Genomic DNA, 19,723 nt, shown 5'->3' with positions numbered 1-19,723 from the left:
CGGGTGCCCCGGGGAAGAATGAAAGGAGATTATAATGGTAAATTCAATACAAAAAAGGCAAAGGGCCGCCGATAATAGGTTGATGCTTTGCATGCTATTGCCTTCAGTGATATTCGTATTGCTGATTACAATATTCCCTTTGATCTATACGTCTATTTTGAGTTTCCAGAACTATAATCTTCTTAGTCCGCAGGATGCAGAATTCACAGGTCTTAAGAACTATATAAAGGTTTTTTCCGATTCCCTGATCAGTAAATCAATTCTGATTACCTTCAAATACACCATAATTGCTGTTGTTGTTTCAATGATTCTGGGACTAATCCTGGCACTTCTGGCAGCCTCTATCACAACAGGCAGGACATTTTTCAGGATTGTTCTTTTCATACCGATGATGCTGGCTCCTGTAGTAGTTGGTGTTTTGTGGAAATTTCTCTATAACTACGATCTTGGAATTCTCAATTATATCCTTAGCTGTATAGGCATTGATAGAATCAACTGGTTGGGAAGCAGCAATTTATCTCTCACCAGCGTTATAATCGCAGATATCTGGCAATGGACATCCTATACGTTTATTCTTTGCCTGGCAGCTCTTGAGGCATTGAATCCTGAACCAATCGAAGCCGCAAAAATCGATGGAGCGAGTGCTGTTCAAACCTTTTTTCTGGTTACACTTCCATCCATCCTTCCCGTACTGGAAGTTGCATTGGTTTTCCGCCTGGTATGGGCATTCAGAGGCTTTGACCTTATTTACTCCCTGACAAAAGGCGGCCCGGGGACTTCCACAGAGACTATGTCCCTGGTTATATGGAGACAGGCTTTCAGCAGATATGATATTGGCGTCTCCTCAGCTTTATCTGTTGTCATGTTCCTTCTGCTCATGGGACTCAGCGTGGTTATTCTCAGAAGAAATCTTGTAAAGAAGGAGGGGTGATAATGATTAAAAGGAAAACTGTATCCAAGATTGTAGTATATATCCTGCTTGCTCTGTTCGCTGCAATATTCCTGTTTCCAATATACTGGGCAGTTGTAACATCCTTTAAGACCTATAGGGAAGCGTTTACTCAACCCCCAAAGCTTATTACCGGAATCGACCTTACGAATTATATCAAGTTTTTCTCTCAGAATGATCTGGTACAGCTTTTGCTGAATTCGGTAATTGTCGCACTATGCTCCGTATTGATTCCACTCGTTCTTGGATTATTTGCCGCGTATGCCCTGGATAGATCAACGCTTAAGGGAAAAGAGGCGTTAGGGATGTTCCTTCTTGCCTCCAGATTCATTCCGCCAATCAGCACACTGATCCCAACATACATTCTGTTCAGGAAGTTTGGTCTTTATGATACCCTCACAGGTTTAATCCTTCTCAATTGTGCAATGAATATACCATACGTCGTGTGGATGATGCGTGGTTTCATAGCAGACATTCCGGAATCCCTCGAAGAGTCCGCTTGGATAGATGGCTGCGGAAGGTTGCAGGCCTTCTTCAGGATAGTCTTGCCGATGCTAAAATCTGGTTTAGGTGCTACCGGAGTGCTTATCTTCGTATTTACCTGGAATGAGTACATGTTTGCAATGAATCTTTCTTCATCCAATGCTAAAACCCTACCGCTGGCAATGATGACATACATGGGCGAGGCTGGTATTGAATGGAATATGATGGCTACCGCCGGTGTAATCATTCTTCTTCCTGCTGTAATCCTTTCAATATTTGCAAACAAGAATCTTGGTTCCGGCATGACTTTGGGTGCGGTAAAAGGTTAATGACGTATATCAACTACGAAGGCTCCGAGCGGTAAAATCGGCGGCAGAAGAGAATCCTTAAAGCCAAGGGGCTCTGTTCTGGCTGCCTCAATCATTGTGAATATGCTGCAGGGTGTGTTTTGATCCATGTAAAAGTATTTTTAAAAATTTTCATAATTAATGCTGAATCATGGTAAACTAAACGGAAAGGAAAGTATGTTGAGCCCGTTTGTCAAACAGTTTTGCAAACTATTTAAGGTGGAACCTACCGGTATAATCTGACTATGCAGCAGCTTTAAGCTCCTTTTCCTGGAATGATATATACATCTCTTCCGGAGTCCTATAATCCAGGCCCTGATGAAATCTTCGGCTGTTGTAGAACCTGAAGTACCGGGTAAGTCCGGTTTTCAGTTCTCGCACTGATTCATAGGACTTCAAGTAAATATCTTCATACTTGAGAGTTCGCCAGAACCGTTCAACATAGATATTATCCCGCCAACGGCCCTGACCATCCATACTGATTTCTATACCTTCATCTTTCAGGATTTGAAGAAAGCCATAGGAGGTAAACTGACTTCCCTGGTCTGTATTGAAGATCGCAGGCGTGCCATAGTTTCTCAGGGCGTCCTTTAACGCTTCACAGCAGAACTCTGCATCCATAGTGAGTGAAATCCTCCAGCTTAAAACTTTACGGCTATAGAGATCCATAATGGCAACCAGATAAACATATCCTGTTTCAAGCTTCAGATAGGTAATATCGGTCGCCCAGACCTGATTGGGATATCTGATCCTCTTTCCTTTCAGCAGATATGGATAAACCGGATGCTCCTTCTTCGGGATGGATGTCAATTTCTTCGGTGACAGCGCTTTAAGGCCCAATTCTTTCATGAAACGGCGGACCCGTTTTACCGTAGAGACAATAGATTCATTGCCCAGTTCAAGCATCTGTTTACGGTAACCATAAAACGGATACTTTATAAACAACTCTTTCAGCTTGATCATTTCTTCTATATCAGCCCGTTGTGGGGCACGTTTTTTGTAGTAGTGGTGAGAACGACTTACACCAACCAGTTCGCTTTGCCGAGCAATAGAGAGATGACGGTCAGAAGGATCAATCATTCGTAATCCTTTCCGTACAGTTGCTTGTACTTTTTTTTAACCATTCATTCTCGTATTTTGCTTGGCCAAGCTGTTTATAGAGTTCCTGTTCACGCTTTTTCACCTCGTCAAGTTCCTGGTTCTTTTTGTTCTTACGCTCAAAAAGGGAACTCGCATTCTGTAGAAGTTGTTTCTTCCAGGCACTGATCTGGTTGGGATGGACTTCATACTCCTCTGCCAGCTCCTGCAGTGTTTTTTCTTCCTTCAGCGCTTCAAGAGCTACCTCGGCCTTGAACTCTTCATCAAACTTTCGTCTCACGTACTTCTCCTTGTATATGGTATCATACATCGGAGATTCCACCTTACTCCTTGTTAAAAACTGTTCGCAAATCTGGGCTCAGCATAAATGGCCCTTAAAGCCGGGGGATCTCTCCTGGCCGTCTCAATTATCGTGAATGTACTGCAAGCTGTGTTTTGATCGGTTCAGGAGGATTATAAGAGTTGTGCCCTTCTCCTGGCCGGATTATAATACGCTCAGGCCATTTCGTTGGATATCTGCATGAATCTCGTGTTGATAAAGAGTTATATGATATTGTGGTGAAATCACTTCAGGATAAGAAATGACAACAAGAACAGAAAAAGAAATATTGGATCTTATATATAACTTTGTGGAAGCAGATAATCGAATACGTGTCGTTATTATGAATGGGTCGAGAGTGAATCCCAACATACAAAAAGATATTTTTCAGGATTATGATATTGTTTGTTATGTTACTGATGTTGAACCGTATAAAATAGAAAAAGATGTTGTTCCCTATTTTGGTGAAACCATTATTGTTGAACAACCCAATTTTGGTCCGTGGCCGCCTTATGATGCTGATGGCAGTTATCACAACTATAATATGCAATTTCTTGACGGTAATCGCATTGATTTGTCTTTTTTTAACATTGAAAAACTGGATGAGAAATGTACAGATAGTCTATCGATAGTACTTATTGATAAAGACAATCTTTGCACGGATCTTCCTCCTGTAAGTGAAAAAAGCTATTTCATTAGAAAGCCTTCCAAAGATCAATTTGCTGGTTGTTGTGATGCATTCCTTTTTGCAATAGGTTCTCATATTCCAAAAACGATATGGAGAAAAGAACTTCCTTTAGTGAAATTCTATATTGAAGGTTGGTTAAGAGAACCAGTTCAATTAATGTTATCCTGGGAAATCGGTTTAAAAACCGGATTCGATAAATCTATTGGAGCAAAAGGAAAGTATCTTCAGAAATTTCTTGAACCGGAAAAATGGGGACAGTATTTAAGAACTTATGTTGACTCTAATTTTTATAGGATTTGGGATTCTCTGTATGTATTTTATGATATTTTCATACAATCTGCTATCTTCGTTGCAAAAGAATGTAATTATAGATTTCCAGAAGATAATGCGGCCAAGGTGCTTTCATTTCTTAATCATGTTAGGATTTTATCTGATGATGCCGAAAGCATTTATTAATCTGTACACCACCCCACCATCATATTTGAGAGACGTTATCGACAATGCAAAGACTTTTTCGTCGAATCCCCTCCCCAAAGCATTCATGCACTCAACCTTGAAGAATATGAAAATCCAAAGATTACCCTGTGGTCACTTCGCTGGGATGAGAAGCTCGCGGGATATGGTGCCTTGAAAAAATTGACATCGTTACACGGTGAGGTGAAGTCAATGAAAACAGTTCCAGAGTTTCTCTGACAAGGAGTTTTCAAACAGATTTTGGAATTCATCATTTCAGAGGCTCGCCGTCGAGGATACAAACGATTGAGTTTGGAAACGGAATCGATGGAAGCCTTTATTCCTGCGAGGCGTCTTTATGAAAACCAAACAGTTTAGTTTTTGAATTCTTGTAGCGGCATTTCCCATACAGCTGTTGCTACTCTCCTGGCGGACCGTTAGGTAAATTTCTTGGGAAAATCTGATTTTCGAAGTATAATCTCTAATAATAGAGATATTCTCTGGAGGTGAAATATCCGAAATTAAGATTTTCAGGAGGAATAACATGAATTCATTTTCAAAAAATAAGATTGAGCAAAGTATTCTTAATAGGAAAAAGTTACATCAACGATTTTATGATAATTCAGAAACATATAGACATTTTCTTAAACTTGAAAAATCCGCTTTCTCAGAAGGAGAAATCTCTGTAAAACATAAAGAATTAATGGCTCTTTCCATGTCGATTATTACTAAATGTGAACCATGTATTGAGTGGCATACGGAGCAAGCACTTTTAGCGAGTTCGACTGATTCAGAATTCTTCGAAACAATTGATGTGGCAATTGAAATGGGTGGTGGCCCTGCTGGTGCTTATGCAAGATTTGCATTGAATTGTTTAGACTATTTTAAAGATAAACACAACCGCTGATTTCTGGATCTCACTAACAGAGAATATGGGGTTCCGTCTTGATGCTCGTAAGGAATCAGAAAAATAGGCTCTGTTCTGGTCCTCCCATCATTGTGAATGTGCTTCAGGCTGTGTTTTGAATTACCTTTAGCTCCCTTGACCATTTCCTTAGTTTTCGCTATATTCCGCTTCAATGGTTTCGCTGCTAAATGGCGGCGATTTTATGTGTAGGAAATCGACGTAAAGATTAACTACCGTTAAGATTTTGTGTATCTTATTGTGGGTGAAATGCTCCCAAACAAGCCGAAATTGCCGTAAAAACCTTGGTTTTAGATGGTAATATTAGGTACAAATGGAGTATTTTGATATATTTGATGCCACCTTAGCTCAGCTGGCCAGAGCACGTGACTTGTAATCTCGGGGTCGTCAGTTCGAATCTGACAGGTGGCTTGACAAAAGATCTAACCTTATGTTAGATTCTGCTGCGTTATAGCAATGGGGAGGTTCCCGAGCGGTCAAAGGGGGCAGACTGTAAATCTGTTGGCTACGCCTTCGAAGGTTCGAATCCTTCTCTCCCCAAAGGCCTTCCGTTTTTCGGAAGGCCTTTTTTTTCGGATATACAAAGTCGAGTTATAAATGCTTGTTTTTCGTATCAATCCGGCGTAATTTTATAGGGAAGTATGAATACCACCTTTTATGAAAAGGGATTACGATTTACCTGCACTCGTTGTTCTCGTTGTTGCAGGCATGAACCCGGCTTTGTTTTTCTGTCATACGAAGACCTTGATCGCTTGATTCTACATTTTCGTATGCCGGTCTCATCGTTTCTTGATCAGTTTTGCAGAACTGTTGATCTCGGACTTGTCAAGCGGCTTAGTTTGCAGGAAAAAGATAATTACGACTGTATCCTCTGGGGAGAGGGCGGCTGTATCGCCTACGAGGCAAGGCCCTTGCAATGCCGCAGTTATCCCTTTTGGGCTCCCCATCTTGAGTCAATCGACACGTGGAGAGCTTTGACTGCCGATTGCCCTGGGATTGATAGGGGAGAACTTCACTCACGAGAAACAATCGAACAATGGCTTTTCCAGCGGCGTAAGGAACGTTTTATCGATATGGATAAGGACGATCTTTCCTGGCTCCGTGGGGCTGGCAGTGATGACGAAGAGGGACGCTGATTATGAAAATTCGCTTCTGGGGGGTTCGAGGTTCGCTTCCGCGGCCGCTGACGTCCGAACAGGTACGAACCAAAATTGCTGCGGTGCTTCAAATGGCGCGGCCAGAAGATCTCGACTCTCAGCTAAGTAGAGAACGCTTTCTCGGAAGGCTTCCTGCATCGCTTTTTGGAACCGTCGGCGGGAATACGACCTGCGTCGAAGTCAGAACCTCCGGGAATGATGTCATACTCTTCGATGCAGGCTCCGGTATGCAACAGTTTTCTTCCATGCTGATGAAAGAACAGGAGCATATCGATACATTTCATATCTTTTTCTCCCATTTTCATTGGGATCACCTTCAAGGGCTTCCTTTTTTTTCCAAGCTCTATGATAGGCGTGCTGTTCTCCATTTTTACAGCCCTCGGGAGGACCTTCGCGAGATTATTGAAGGACAGATGCGCGATCCCTATTTTCCCATAGGCCTGGATGCGGCTGCAGCAGAGCTCCATTTCCATACGATCGATAATACCCCTTTGCGTATCGGTGATGCGTCTGTACGCTGGAAAAAGATGCGTCATCCCGGTGAATCTGTCAGTTATCGCGTCGAAGAGAGGGGGAAGAAGGCAATTTTTTCGACCGATACCGAGCTCTCCGAGGCCGATTTCCAGAAAACCGATGCAAATCGTGCCTATTTTGAGAAAGCCGATCTTGTGATTATGGATAGCCAATACACATTGGGTGAGGCTATCGAAAAATACAATTGGGGACACTCCTCTTATAGCATTGCCGTCGACTTCGCTTCGGCCTGGAAGATCCGACATTTGGTGTTATTTCATCACGAACCTGAATATGACGACCGAAAGCTCTATGCTATGCAGCAGTCGGCGGATTGGTATCGCTCCCATCTGAAGAACAAAAAGATCAAAATTGATCTTGCAACGGAAGATTTGGTGGTTGAGGTATGATTGCCTTGCATGGAAATGAGCTTATTGGGGTCTATTTGCTTCTAAAACATCACGAACCGGAGGGAGACGAGCCTCTGGTGGATTTGATGCAGCGGATCGAAACATACCTGTATCAGCGCTTATCGATCGAAGAAATGGAGCAGATAGAGTATCTTTATGAGAAAAATATTGATGTTCTTTCGTCAAAGGGGTAATTTTTCCGTATGAAAAGGATAGGTATCGTGAAAAAAAAGATAATATTACTCTTCTTATTTGTCGCAGTTTCCGTCTGTCTCTGGGCAGAGAGCCCGGACAAAAGTGAAGAATTGTATTCACCAGAATATGCGGCCTTGGGGAGTTTTGTAACCTCATATACTTCTCCTCAAGCCGATGCGGTCAATCCCGCGGCTTCGGCTTTGACACAACGAGTAACCCTTGACCTTAGTTACTTCGCAATTGCCGGCTCCGACGATGGAGTTTCCGGCCTTCAGGGAAATGCTGTCAATCTCGGGGCCACCCTGCCGACGAAGTTAGGTGTCTTTTCATTTTCATCACACTTCCTTGATAGTGACTTCCCTGGCTATAGTGCCGACACCGATCTTACGTTGAAGGGCTCCTTCGCCAAGGAGTTGTATCCCGGGATCTCTACCGGAATCGGGCTTGGATTCGGCTTGAGCGGATCGGGAGGCTTTTCCACGGTTATGGATCTCGGATTGATCCAGGAACTGGGCAGCCGAGGTTTTATCAAGGACCTCCGCTGGGGAGGGGCCCTAAAAAATATTGGATACACCAGTATCGACGATGATAGTTACCCCGATCCCTTTACTCCTCTCGTCGGAGCAAGGGCGCTGTTATATCAGGGCGATTCCTTCGGATTCGCACTTAATACGGAGCTGGGCTTTCCCGGCTTTTCCAATACGAGGTTGGCTCTCGGCGGTGAATTCAACATTGGCCAGGTGCTTACCATACATGCAGGGACCCGGATGGATTTCAATCAGCTGGACGACGGTGATACCGCCCAGATGATCCCCTCTGTCGGCATTGTGTTCAATTTTACTACCGACTTTTCCGACAAAAATGATTTTCTTGGTTTGTCCGAACGTGGTTGGGATCAAAGTGAGGTTCGGCCATCCTTTACCGTCGCTCCGGTCATCGAAGATGTCTGGGCCATCGGCGGCGGCGTCAATATCCCCCTTGGAGTGATCGATAAAAAACCTCCCGAGATTGATATCGATATCGACGGTATTGTCCAGGACGGAAGTACCAATCCGGATGAAGATAAAATTGTTCCGAAGGATGGTGGTAAATCCCCGAAGGAAAGCAGTGATGTTGCTACATTCCTTGTTAAGGGTAAGGTAAAAGCCGGCGGAAAATATCAGTCCGTTCCTCGGTCGGTTCAACAAGATAATGCTTCTAAGCAGTCTCCCAAAGAGAATGAGAAACATCTTGATGCGATAGAAGATGTTGTTGCCTATCTCAGTCCCAATAATGATGGTGTAAAAGATGATATTTCGGTTCCTGTGAAGATTACGGACAGTCGTTATGTTATGCGCTATCAATTTCTGATCGAAAACGAAGCCGGTTCTGTGGTACGAGTGATCGAAAACAAAGAAAAGCGTATTGAGAACCAGGGATTTCGCGGTTTTTTTGATCGGCTTCTTTCCGTAAAATCCGGAATCAATATTCCGGACAGGATTCGCTGGGACGGAACCGACAAAAACGGGGCCGTCGTTCCCGACGGACTGTACTCCTTTTATATACAGGCCTACGATGATAATGGAAACATGAGCAGGACCGACGCCTATCGGATCGTAGTCGATAATACCCCGCCTGAGATACATCTTGACCAGCCGAACGGAGATAATCTCATCTTCAGCCCAAATGATGACGGTAACAAAGATACCATCACGTTTGAACAGAAAGGCTCCTATGAAGAGGTGTGGAACGCAGAGATCCTGGATGCCTCCTCAACGGTAGGACGCCATGTACGCTGGCCCTGGAGCAGCCCCGAAAGCTTTATCTGGGACGGTACCGACGACGAGGGAATCCTCCTTCCCGACGGAGTCTACAGCTATCGGATATCCGCAACGGATCGTGCCGGTAACAGTAGTGAGGCCAGAATATCCAATATTATTATAAATACGGAGCCGACCCCCATATCCCTTTCGATTGAGCGTTCCCATTTTTCTCCGAATGGCGATGGTGTCTACGACACTCTTCTCCTTACTCCGGAGATCCCCGTGGTACGGGGCATCGAGCATTGGAGTTTGACCGTAGAGGAGCAAAGTGGGGGCGACGTTCGCACATACAAGGGGATGGAGACTGCTCCCGGAGTAATCGCCTTCGACGGAAAAGACGATACCGGCTTTATTCTCGACGAAGGATCCTATAAAGCGGAACTTCAAGTACTCTATAGAAATGGGAATTTTCCATCCGCCATCTCTCCCGTCTTTACTATTGATGTGGCGCCCCCCAGTGCCATGGTCCGTACTTCCGATTCTGTCTTGAGCCCTGACGGCGATGGGAACAAGGATACGATTACCCTGTATCAGGAGACATCCCTTGAACAGCGGTGGGAAGGCGTTATTTCTCGAGTGGATGGAGACGGGGACCAAACCGTTAGAGATTTCACCTGGATTGAAAGTGCTCCGGCCGAACTTGTCTGGGACGGAACGGATAACGATGGTAGGCTCGTTCCCGACGGTCTTTATCGCTATATTCTTTCGGCAACGGATCGTGCCGGTAATACCGGACATTCCCGCGAGCGCACATTTTCCATTGACACCAGCAAAACCGAGGTCATTTTCACTGCCGAAGCAGAAGCCTTTAGCCCGAATGGCGACGGGGTAAAGGAGCGTATGGGGCTTATCCCCAAACTACAGCGCAGTGAAGGAATCGATCATTATGTAGTCACGATAAAGGATGCGGGTGATAAGGCTATCCGAACCATAGAAGGATCAGGTTCTCTTCCTGAAAGTTTATTCTGGGACGGACGTGATAATGATCGACGTGTTGCGAAAGACGGCATGTACCGTGCCGAACTCCTGGTTGTCTATGACAGCGGCTACAGTCCCCAGACTACAACCCGATCTTTCGAGCTTGACACCATCTATCCTGCGGCAACGATTAGTACCGATTGGAAACTTTTCAGTCCCGACGGCGATGGAAGAAAAGATACCATAGTGATACGCCAGGAAGGAAACAAGGAAACGTTATGGAGCGGAGAAATCCTCAACGCTGCCGGCGAATCGATAAAGCGAGCCTTCTGGAAGGGTAATCTCAGCGATTTTAGCTGGGACGGAACAGGAGAAGCAGGAAATAAGGTTCCCGATGGGAGCTACAGCTATCGCCTAACCAGTACGGATAAGGCCGGTAACCATTTTGAGACGACGATTGCTGGGCTCATTGCCGATACCACACCCACGTCCGTTTTCGTCACCGCCGATGCCGGGGCCCTGAGCCCTAACGGTGACGGAAAGTTCGAAGATATCGGTTTGACTACCATCGTAAACAATAAGAATGGAATATCCGGATGGAGCGTAGAACTTGTTCGTGAGGACGGAACTGTTGAACGCCGCTTCTCGGGCGAAAAACAGATTCCGACAAAGATTGTCTGGGATGGAAAAAACGAAAACGGAAACTACGTCGAGGGAAGTTACCGGGCGAGATTTACCGTTAGCTATGAAAAGGGAAATCGGCCCATTGCCGAGAGTTCTCCCTTCTTTCTTGACAGAAGTGCTCCTGAGATTGCGATCGACATGAATCCCGTTCCCTTTTCGCCGGATAACGACGGGGTGGATGACGAATTGACCATGCATCTCGATGTAAAGGATAGAAGCGAGATAGATTCTTGGACCCTGACCATCTATGATCCTGAGGGCAAGGTGTTCAAACAGTACGGTGGAAGCGGCAGCCCTGCGGATCAGATCATTTGGGACGGTAAGTCGGATGCTGGCGAATTGGTGTATGCTGCAATGGATTATCCCTATCGTTTTTCGGCTACCGACGTGCTCGGAAACAGAAACAGCACCGACGGTAGGATTCCCGTAGATGTTCTGGTGGTGCGAGAGGGAAACTTACTGAAGATTAAAATCGCAAGTATCATCTTTCAGCCGAACAAGGCAGAATTTGTCGAAGATGATCCGGAAGTCGCGGAACGTAACCGATACGTTCTCGACCGCCTTGCGGAAATCTTACAGAAGTATCGCAGCTACCAGATTATGGTTGAAGGGCATGCCGCTCTCATCAACTGGGCCGACCCGGTGAAGGCTGAGAGGGAAGAGCAGACGGAACTTATGCCCCTTTCCCAGGCCCGCGCCGAAAAGGTTGTCGAGGCCCTTGTTGAGCGTGGCATCGATCGTAACAGGCTGGATGCCGTGGGAGTAGGCGGAACAAAGCCGCTTGTCCCGCATAGCGATATCGAGAATCGTTGGAAGAATAGGCGGGTCGAGTTTATTCTGGAGAAAAAGCGATAACGATGAAGCGTGCTGCGAAAATCATTCTTATCATCTTTGTCTGTCTTGCGGCCGCCGTCCTTGTGGCGGCGGCCGCTCTCTCGTGGTTGAACAGCGCTCCTTCATATAGCGAAAACTCCTCCTCTTCGGATCGCTTGCTTGCCATCGAGGCAGGAGATACCCTTTCGTCGGTTGCCGGTCGCTTAAAGGAGATGGGAGCAATACGTAGCCGTTATTTCTTCCTTGCTTTGGCAAAATGGCAGGGAACAGAATCGAAGATCAAGCGTGGACTCTATACCATTTCCCCGGGGCTTACGGCTCTTGAGGTACACGACCTTTTGGTGGAGGGAAAACAGCGGCTTTTTCGAGTAACGATTCCCGAGGGGTTTGGGGCCCGGGAGATCGGTGATATTCTTGCAGAGGCTGGCGTTGTCGATAAAGTGGCCTTTCTTGCTGCCGTTTCGCACTACAAGCCTGCCGAGGATGGATTTCCTGTCGAATGGGGGAATAGAGGTGCCGAGGGCTTTTTATTTCCCGACACCTACCTTTTTCAGAAAGATTATCCAGCTGAACAGGTTGTCGAGCATCTGGTTGATTCGTTTTTTGCCGAATTGGAACGGTTTGAGCCGGATTACAAAAGCCTCAAGCCCGAAGAGCTCTATCAACGGGTTATTCTTGCATCGATCGTAGAACGGGAATATCGCCGGGCCGAAGAGGCTCCCCTTATCGCTTCTGTTTTCTGGAATCGGCTTGCAACCAATATGCCGCTTCAAAGTTGTGCAACGGTCGTGTTTGTATTGACCGAAGAGCAGGGTAGGCCTCATCCCGAACGAATCACCTTCAGGGATCTTGAGGTATCATCTCCCTACAATACGTATCTTCATAAAGGACTTCCTCCCGGACCTATTTGCAATCCAGGATCAACGGCCTTAAAAGCTGCTTTTCAGCCGGAAAAGAGCGATTATCTCTTTTTTGTTTTAAAGAACCCCCAGACCGGTGAGCACGTATTTTCCAAAAACTATGGTGAGCATGACCGGGCCTATCAATTGTATATAAAGGGACGGTAAACAGTGCGGATTCCTGAAACGATCCTCCAAGAAATCAATCGGAATCTCAGTATCGTTGAAGTTGTCTCCGATTACCTAACCCTTGAGAAAAAGGGCTCGCGTTATTGGGGGCTTTGCCCTTTCCATGGTGAGAAGACCCCCTCGTTTTCTGTAACTGAAGATGAGAATCTTTTCTATTGTTTTGGTTGCCATAAGGGTGGTTCCATATTTACTTTTGTTATGGAGATGGAAGGAATCAGCTTTGTCGAGGCCGTACGGCGACTTGCTGAGAAAGCGGGGGTTTCCCTGCCGGATACTGATCAGGGATTTGTTCCCGATAAAAAATCAGATGCTCTTGAGCAACTCTATGCAAGGCTGGTGAAGACCTTTCACTATTTTCTTATGGAATCAGAGAAAGGACGGAACGCACAAACGTATCTCCAAGAGCGAGGCATTGAGCGTCAAACGATTGAGGCCTTTGAGCTTGGATATGTCCCTGCGGACAGACGCTGGCTTTATCGTTTTTTATCGGCAAAAAACTATTCAAAGGATTTTCTTGCCGAATCGGGACTTTTTTCTTCTAAATACCCCGATGTATCCCTCTTTAGCGATCGCCTCATGTTTCCGATATACAACCATAGGGGGAAGGCCGTTGCATTTGGAGGACGGAAACTGGGCTCCGGAGAACCTAAATACATCAATAGCCCTGAGACGGCATTGTATAAAAAGCGGGAGATTCTCTTCGGTCTTTCAAAGGTTCTGCCGGTAATACGGCAGAAAAAGCGCGCCTATGTTGTCGAGGGTTATTTTGACGTGCTTGCTATGTATCAATCCGGTGCAGGAGGAGCTGTTGCCCCCCTGGGAACAGCTTTTACCGCCGAACAAGGGAGGCTTTTAAAGCGTTATGTAAATGAGGTGGTATTACTTTTTGACGGTGATTCGGCGGGGATAGCGGCAGCACGAAAAAGTATACCGGTCATTGAAACTGCGGGACTCGAAGGTTCGGTTGTCGAGTTGCCGGGAGGGCTTGATCCTGCCGATATGCTGAAAAAAGAGGGGCAGGACTCATTGATAAAATCAATAAAATATTCTATAAATAGCTTTGAGTATTTAGTGAAAAGTGCGCTCAAGGAAAAATCGGCCCGCCAACCCGGCGGGGAAAGGGAGGTCGTTGCTGCGGTAGCGCCGTATATTACTACAATTGATTCTACGGTCAAACGGGAAGGCTGTGTACGATATCTGTCGGATACTCTTCGAATTGATGCCTCTTCCATCCTTGCCGATTTGGAAAAGATCGGTAGACGGAAGGAGATGGAGCGAGGGGATGATAAGAGAGAGGAGCGTGTCGCTTCTGATAGCGGCATCATAAGGATTGGCTCCGAGCTCTTTTTAATGCTGGCAGTTGTTGTAAACAGGGCTTCCTTTGCTTACGTAAGAAGTACAATTGGAGTTGATGACCTGGAAGATTCCTTTGCACGGGAAATCTATATTGCGCTTGAAGAAGCGTACAGAAACGGCGAGGAAAGTTTGGAGTCGTTGATTCAACGACTCGATCGGCAGGAGCTGAAGAACCTCGTCTACGAAAAGATTTCCGGTAATGAGTTTACTGTCAATGGAGAATCCATCATCCATGACGGGGTTAAGGCTATACGGTTACAAAGGCTTGAGGAGCGAAGACGAAGGGTGGAAGCGGAAATCCGCGAATCGGAACGAAAAGGTATACCGATCGGAGAAATTCGGGAACTGGTTGGAGAAAAAATCTATCTTGATCAGGAACTGAAAAAAGGCAAGGGTGAGAAGGAATGACAGAATTGCAAGCTGACAAATCAGTAGCAAAGTTGTTGGAATATGCCAAAGAAAAAAAGCGAATTACATATGATGAAGTAAATGATTTTCTTCCGGATTCGATTGTGAATTCCGAAAAAATCGAAGAGGTCATTGCGTTGCTGGAGGAGCATAACATTAGTCTTGATGATGAGCAGGATAAAAATGATGATATGCCTGATGACGATGGAGAGCTTGATGATGATTTTGTCGATCTGGATGACGATGATGATGACAGTGACGGAGATATGGATGAAAAGGGTGATACGTCCCTCGAAGATATCCCTTTGAAACGGTCACCAGATCGTACCAGACGGGTGGTCTATAACGACAAGGATGCTTCTGCTGTCGACGATCCCATTAGGCTCTATCTTCGGGAAATTGGGAAGGAGAGTCTGCTTACTGCCGAACAGGAGGTCGAACTTTCCAAACAGATGGAGCATGGGGAAGCGATCATCAAACGGGTCGTAAAAGAATCCGGTATGATTATTCCTCAGCTCTTTGACTTAATGGAGAAGACCTTTTCGAAGACCGATCCTCGGGAGCTTGATCTCTCGAAGAAAGAAATTTCGGAAATTCTTACCGAACGTCGACGTCTCAATCAGTTTTATCGGGATGGCTTCAAGAAGATTGGATCTCAGCTGAGGAACTATATGGAATTGAAGCGAAAGGTTATTGCCACCGGAGGCGATGTTCTCACCGACCAACGGCTCGATAAAAAACGGCATGAACTCTTTTCCCTTATAGAGGAGCTTGACATCCATCAGGAAGAAATTGTCGGTTTCTCCGAAAAGTTCAGTGATACGGCAAAAAGAATCCTGCACTATCAACGGGAACAGGAGCGGATAGAGCGGCGTCTTGGTGTCACCTCTTCGAAAGAGCTAAGAAACATGGGACGTGGCCTTGCTATCCCTGAGCGGCGCAGGAAGATTGAAGAGGAGCTTCAACTTTCCTCTGATCAGATCAAAGAAAAAATTCGTCAGATCCAGGTGAATGAAAAACATCTTCAATCCATTGAACTAGAGTTCGAGGATGCCATCGATTCCATTCTTGAGCGATCTAAGGAAATCAGTCACGGCCAGGTTATGATGAAAAATGCCAAGGACCGCTTGATTCAAGCGAATCTGCGCCTTGTTGTAAGTATCGCGAAGAAATATACCAATCGTGGACTTCATTTCTTTGACCTTGTTCAGGAAGGAAATATCGGCCTGATAAAGGCCGTTGAAAAATTTGAATATAGTAAGGGTTTTAAGTTTTCAACCTATGCAACCTGGTGGATCAGACAAGCAATTACCCGATCTATTTCCGACCAAGCACGGACTATTCGAGTTCCCGTTCACATGATTGAACAAATTAATAAGGTGGTTCGGGAATCGAGACAGCTTATGCAGATTCTGGGACGTGATCCTACAGACGAGGAGGTTGCCGAGCGTCTGGGCTGGACGGTCCTCCGGGTAAAGTCCGTCAAGAACGTTGCTCGAGAACCGATCTCTTTGGAAACCCCGATTGGGGAAGAAGAGGATTCCCTCCTCGGTGATTTTATCGAGGATAAGGATATTGAAAATCCGGCAAATCAAACCGCATTCACCCTGCTTCAGGAACAGTTGCAGGAGGTAATGAAAACATTGCCCCCCAGAGAGCAGGAAGTTTTGAAAATGCGATTTGGACTTGACGACGGCTACTCTCTTACCCTGGAAGAGGTCGGCCTTTACTTCAACGTAACCAGAGAACGTATACGGCAAATTGAGGCAAAAGCACTGAGACGGCTGCGTCATCCGAAACGAAGCCGACGTTTGAAAGATTATATTGATAACTAAGGAGTTTATCCGATGATGCAGGATGTTTTTTCGAAGCTCAAATCCCTTCAAGAGGTGCTCTCGAAGAAATTTGAGATCGAACAGGAAATTCGTGATATACCGAAGGTCCTCAATACCAAGACTGAACTACTCAACCGGCTGAAAAAGAGTTATGTAGAGAAAAACGGTCAGGTTGAAGAAACAAAAGAACAGATACGACGCCTGAGGATTCGTCTCGACGATGCTGAACATCAACGGGAAGGATACGAGAAACAGATGGATCAGATCTCTACTCAGCGTGAATATGAGGCTTTGGACAAAGAGATCAAGGATGCCACCGAAAAGGAACAGCATCTGAGAAAGGAAATCCTGAGGCAGGAAAAGGAGCTTGAAGAGCTTTCCTATTCTTTAGAGCAGGAAGAGTCGATGATTCGTCAGCAGGAAGAGGAGCTTCATGCCGAACAGGAGCGGATAGAACTGGAGAGTGAAGATAAGCGAATTCTGCTTCGTGAACTGGAGAAAGAGGAACAGGAAATTTCTCCAGGACTTGACGAGGAGATCCTTTTTAAGTTTGAACGAATCATCCGAAGCAAAGCCGGTCTTGGTATTGTGCCGGTAAAAGATTCGGTGTGTACCGGTTGCCATATGATGCTTCCCGCTCAATTCGAGAATGATGTACGCTCGGGAGAAAATATTCTTTTTTGCCCCTATTGTAGTAGAATTCTTTTTTATGAAGAAGAAGAGGTTGCTACCGGTGATTTTGTAACGGAAGAGGATAGTGGTAGCCTTACGGATCTTGTTAATTTGGAGGATTTCGGGTTAGACGAGTAACTCGAAGATAAAAACAGCATTTATATGAAAGCAGGCCGGGCGGCCGCCGTTTCTTTGTGGAAATGGAGGAAAGTCCGGGCTCCGCAGGACAGAGTGCCGGGTAATTCCCGGGGACGATTTTGCGTCGTCACAGATAGTGCAACAGAAAGTATACCGCCTATCCGATTTGGTTCGGATGGGTAAGGGTGAAACGGCGGGGTAAGAGCCCACCGCCTTTCCGGCAACGGTAAGGGCACTGAAAACCTCACTCGGAGCAAAGCCAAGCAGCGGTAGGGTGGTCCGCTCGATTCCGCGGGTAGGCTGCATGAGAGGATCGGTAACGGTCTTCCCAGATAGATGGCCGTCTATAACAGAACCCGGCTTACAGGCCTGCTTTTTTTTATGGAGCGAAACATGATCCTGCCCCAAAGCAGATATCAAACCGGATATCGGCCGGAAAAAAGGCGACGGGGACCAATAATTATCATCACAATTGTCTCGGTTTTGCTTGTTGGCGCCGTTCTTATCTTTTTTTTGACCCCAAAAAAGCTTCCGGTTGATATTTCGGTTGATGAGACAACTCTTTCGCCTGGAGATACTAATGAAGAGGGGGATGTTTCTCCCGAAGCATTATGGAAGCAGGGTGACTATTCAGGGGTTCTCTCCTGGTCCAATCGAGTCCTGGATCAAGATCCGCTCTCTTTGGAGGCCTTGATCTATCATGGCTTTGCCTCCTTTTACTATGGAATCGGTCAATATACTCCGGAAGAGCAACTTCCGGTATTTGACGATGCCATTGCTGATTTGCGAAGGGCCTTGCTTTTTGATGATGTTCCCATGAAGGCCCAGATCCAATATGTTTTGGGTAAAACCTATTATCACAAAGGGCGCTATTATGCAGATCTCGCGCTTCGGAATTTATTGGCATCCGAGGAAGAGGGCTATGAGGGTGATGATACTCTGGAGTATATCGGGTTAGCCTATGGCGAGCTTGGGCAGTACCAAAAGAGTCTTGATTATTTTCTCAAGGCGGTGGAAAAAGAACCAAGTGATATACTTTACCTGACGATTGGACAAACTTATGATAAGATGGAGTTATATAAAGAAGCAGAAGCGTTTCTTCTGAAGGCAATAGGAGCCACCGAAGATGAGGGAATCGAACAAAAAAGTAGATTTTTGCTCGGTTCGTTATATATGGATCGCGGCGAATTGGAGAAAGCAAAAAGCCAATATGAGAAAATTCTTGAGACAAATAAGCGATCTGCCGATGCATATTATTATCTTGGTGAAGTATTTGAGAAGCAGAACAATAGGGTAAAGGCTCGGGCTGAATGGCGAAGGGCTCTTGAAATCGACCCTTCACATTACGGAGCCCTGACAAAGCTTTACTAAAACAACATGGAGGACTACTTCAGATGGCCATGAAAAAACTAGCCGGAGCTTTTTCTACGGATATAGGCATTGATCTTGGAACATGTAACACCTTGGTATATGTACGTGGGAAGGGTATTGTGATCAGTGAGCCCTCCGTCGTTGCGGTTGAACGGGGGACAAAAAAGGTCGTTGCAGTGGGAGCAGAGGCAAAGAGAATGCTTTGGAAGACCCCCGGCGATATCATCGCAATTCGTCCCTTGAGGGACGGTGTTATCGCCGATCTAGAAACAACCGAAAAGATGATACGTTATTTCATTTCGAAAATCCTACCGCGTCGCTGGTTTGTAAAACCCCGTATGGTAATTGGTGTCCCTACCTGCATAACAGAGGTTGAACGACGGGCCGTGGAAGAGAGTGCCTATAAGGCTGGCGCACGTGAAGTGAAAGTCATCGAGGAGTCTCTTGCTGCAGCTATCGGTGCCGATATTCCCATCTTTGAACCTGCCGGTCATATGGTTTGTGACATTGGAGGGGGGACAACCGAAATTTCTGTAATCAGCCTTGGTGGTATGGTTGTTACCAATGCCATTCGTCTCGGTGGAGACGAGTTTGACGAGTCGATCATCAAGCATGTTAGAAATGTTCATAATCTGATTATCGGAGAACAGACTGCTGAGAATCTCAAGATATCGATTGGCAATGCTACCGCCGATAAGAAGATTGAAAAAATGGAGATTAAGGGAACCGATGCCATCACCGGTCTTCCCAGAAGACTGGAAATCGATAGCGTGGAAGTCCGAGAAGCGCTTCAGGAGCCGATCAATGCCGTTGTTGAAGAGATTAAACGTACACTGGGACAGACCCCTCCGGAACTTGCGGCAGATATCGTCGAACGTGGTATTGTTATGACAGGAGGAGGTTCTCTTCTAAAGGGCTTTCCCAGACTGATTGCAAAGGAAACAGGGGTTCCCGTTATCCTTGCCGAGGAGCCACTTCTTTGCGTTGCTCAGGGTGCAGGCATGTATTTTGAGCATACGCGTGATGCCTTCGGAAGCAAAACGATCTACAACACACTCAACAGTTGATGTGGTAAAAGGC

16 protein-coding genes, 2 tRNA genes and 1 other RNA gene are annotated in these 19,723 nt (G+C 45.8%); 17 read left to right on the top strand and 2 right to left on the bottom strand.

Annotated features, from left to right (window positions below; all coding sequences use genetic code 11):
* The first annotated feature begins 34 nt into the window (after positions 1-34).
* Both SPIRS_RS10575 and SPIRS_RS10570 read left to right on the top strand, forming a co-directional pair.
* A complete protein-coding gene (locus tag SPIRS_RS10575; RefSeq protein WP_013254676.1) occupies positions 35-931 on the top strand; it encodes a carbohydrate ABC transporter permease in 897 nt (298 codons plus the stop codon).
* A gap of 2 nt (positions 932-933) precedes the next feature.
* A complete protein-coding gene (locus SPIRS_RS10570; RefSeq protein ID WP_013254675.1) occupies positions 934-1,761 on the top strand; it encodes a carbohydrate ABC transporter permease in 828 nt (275 codons plus the stop codon).
* A 261-nt stretch (positions 1,762-2,022) separates the two neighbouring features.
* On the opposite strand, the gene SPIRS_RS10565 is transcribed toward SPIRS_RS10570, so the two are convergent.
* Together SPIRS_RS10565 and SPIRS_RS10560 are read right to left on the bottom strand one after the other, a co-directional pair.
* A complete protein-coding gene (locus SPIRS_RS10565) occupies positions 2,023-2,859 on the bottom strand; it encodes an IS3 family transposase (protein ID WP_013254674.1) in 837 nt (278 codons plus the stop codon).
* A complete protein-coding gene (locus tag SPIRS_RS10560) occupies positions 2,852-3,157 on the bottom strand; it encodes a transposase (protein ID WP_171814765.1) in 306 nt (101 codons plus the stop codon). The genes SPIRS_RS10565 and SPIRS_RS10560 overlap by 8 nt, the downstream gene beginning before the upstream one ends.
* A gap of 301 nt (positions 3,158-3,458) precedes the next feature.
* Here SPIRS_RS10560 and SPIRS_RS10555 point away from each other — a divergent pair, with 301 nt between their 5' ends.
* The 15 genes from SPIRS_RS10555 to SPIRS_RS10485 all read left to right on the top strand — a co-directional run bounded on the left by SPIRS_RS10555 (position 3,459) and on the right by SPIRS_RS10485 (position 19,710).
* The gene (locus tag SPIRS_RS10555) at positions 3,459-4,340 is read left to right on the top strand and encodes an aminoglycoside 6-adenylyltransferase (RefSeq protein WP_013254672.1); all 882 of its coding nucleotides are present in this window, start codon (positions 3,459-3,461) and stop codon (positions 4,338-4,340) included.
* 541 nt (positions 4,341-4,881) lie between these two features.
* Positions 4,882-5,244 (top strand): carboxymuconolactone decarboxylase family protein, encoded by a 363-nt coding sequence (locus SPIRS_RS10550; RefSeq protein WP_013254671.1) that lies wholly within the window; start codon positions 4,882-4,884, stop codon positions 5,242-5,244.
* A 355-nt stretch (positions 5,245-5,599) separates the two neighbouring features.
* Positions 5,600-5,673: transfer RNA gene (locus SPIRS_RS10545), tRNA-Thr, on the top strand.
* Positions 5,674-5,720: 47 nt separating this feature from the next.
* Positions 5,721-5,802 (top strand) — tRNA-Tyr (locus tag SPIRS_RS10540).
* 101 nt (positions 5,803-5,903) lie between these two features.
* On the top strand, positions 5,904-6,398 hold the full coding sequence (locus SPIRS_RS10535; RefSeq protein ID WP_013254670.1) for a YkgJ family cysteine cluster protein: 495 nt from the start codon (positions 5,904-5,906) through the stop codon (positions 6,396-6,398).
* A 2-nt stretch (positions 6,399-6,400) separates the two neighbouring features.
* Complete coding sequence (locus SPIRS_RS10530; protein WP_013254669.1) at positions 6,401-7,342, top strand: MBL fold metallo-hydrolase; 942 nt, start codon at positions 6,401-6,403, stop codon at positions 7,340-7,342.
* Positions 7,339-7,536, top strand: coding sequence for a hypothetical protein (locus SPIRS_RS10525; protein WP_013254668.1), 198 nt, complete (start codon positions 7,339-7,341; stop codon positions 7,534-7,536). The genes SPIRS_RS10530 and SPIRS_RS10525 overlap by 4 nt, the downstream gene beginning before the upstream one ends.
* A gap of 27 nt (positions 7,537-7,563) precedes the next feature.
* Positions 7,564-11,796, top strand: a complete 4,233-nt coding sequence (locus SPIRS_RS10520) for a FlgD immunoglobulin-like domain containing protein (RefSeq protein ID WP_013254667.1) — start codon at positions 7,564-7,566, stop codon at positions 11,794-11,796.
* 2 nt (positions 11,797-11,798) lie between these two features.
* Positions 11,799-12,842, top strand: a complete 1,044-nt coding sequence (gene mltG / locus SPIRS_RS10515) for an endolytic transglycosylase MltG (protein ID WP_013254666.1) — start codon at positions 11,799-11,801, stop codon at positions 12,840-12,842.
* A gap of 3 nt (positions 12,843-12,845) precedes the next feature.
* A complete protein-coding gene (dnaG, locus tag SPIRS_RS10510) occupies positions 12,846-14,627 on the top strand; it encodes a DNA primase (RefSeq protein WP_013254665.1) in 1,782 nt (593 codons plus the stop codon).
* Positions 14,624-16,462: an RNA polymerase sigma factor RpoD gene (gene rpoD, locus SPIRS_RS10505; RefSeq protein ID WP_013254664.1), complete on the top strand. Its 1,839-nt coding sequence runs from the start codon at positions 14,624-14,626 to the stop codon at positions 16,460-16,462. The genes dnaG and rpoD overlap by 4 nt, the downstream gene beginning before the upstream one ends.
* Before the next feature lie 12 nt (positions 16,463-16,474).
* Positions 16,475-17,272, top strand: coding sequence for a zinc ribbon domain-containing protein (locus SPIRS_RS10500; RefSeq protein WP_013254663.1), 798 nt, complete (start codon positions 16,475-16,477; stop codon positions 17,270-17,272).
* 27 nt (positions 17,273-17,299) lie between these two features.
* An RNA gene (gene rnpB / locus SPIRS_RS21950) (RNase P RNA component class A) lies at positions 17,300-17,652 on the top strand.
* A 13-nt stretch (positions 17,653-17,665) separates the two neighbouring features.
* Entirely contained in the window at positions 17,666-18,643 is a 978-nt protein-coding gene (locus SPIRS_RS10490; RefSeq protein ID WP_171814764.1) for a tetratricopeptide repeat protein, read from the top strand.
* 23 nt (positions 18,644-18,666) lie between these two features.
* Entirely contained in the window at positions 18,667-19,710 is a 1,044-nt protein-coding gene (locus tag SPIRS_RS10485) for a rod shape-determining protein (RefSeq protein ID WP_013254661.1), read from the top strand.
* Positions 19,711-19,723 lie beyond the last annotated feature (13 nt).

This window comes from Sediminispirochaeta smaragdinae DSM 11293, from assembly GCF_000143985.1.
Classification (GTDB): Bacteria; Spirochaetota; Spirochaetia; order DSM-16054; family Sediminispirochaetaceae; genus Sediminispirochaeta; species Sediminispirochaeta smaragdinae.
The sequence above is the reverse complement of the archived record's forward strand: the minus strand, read 5'-3'. Positions and strand labels throughout refer to the sequence as shown.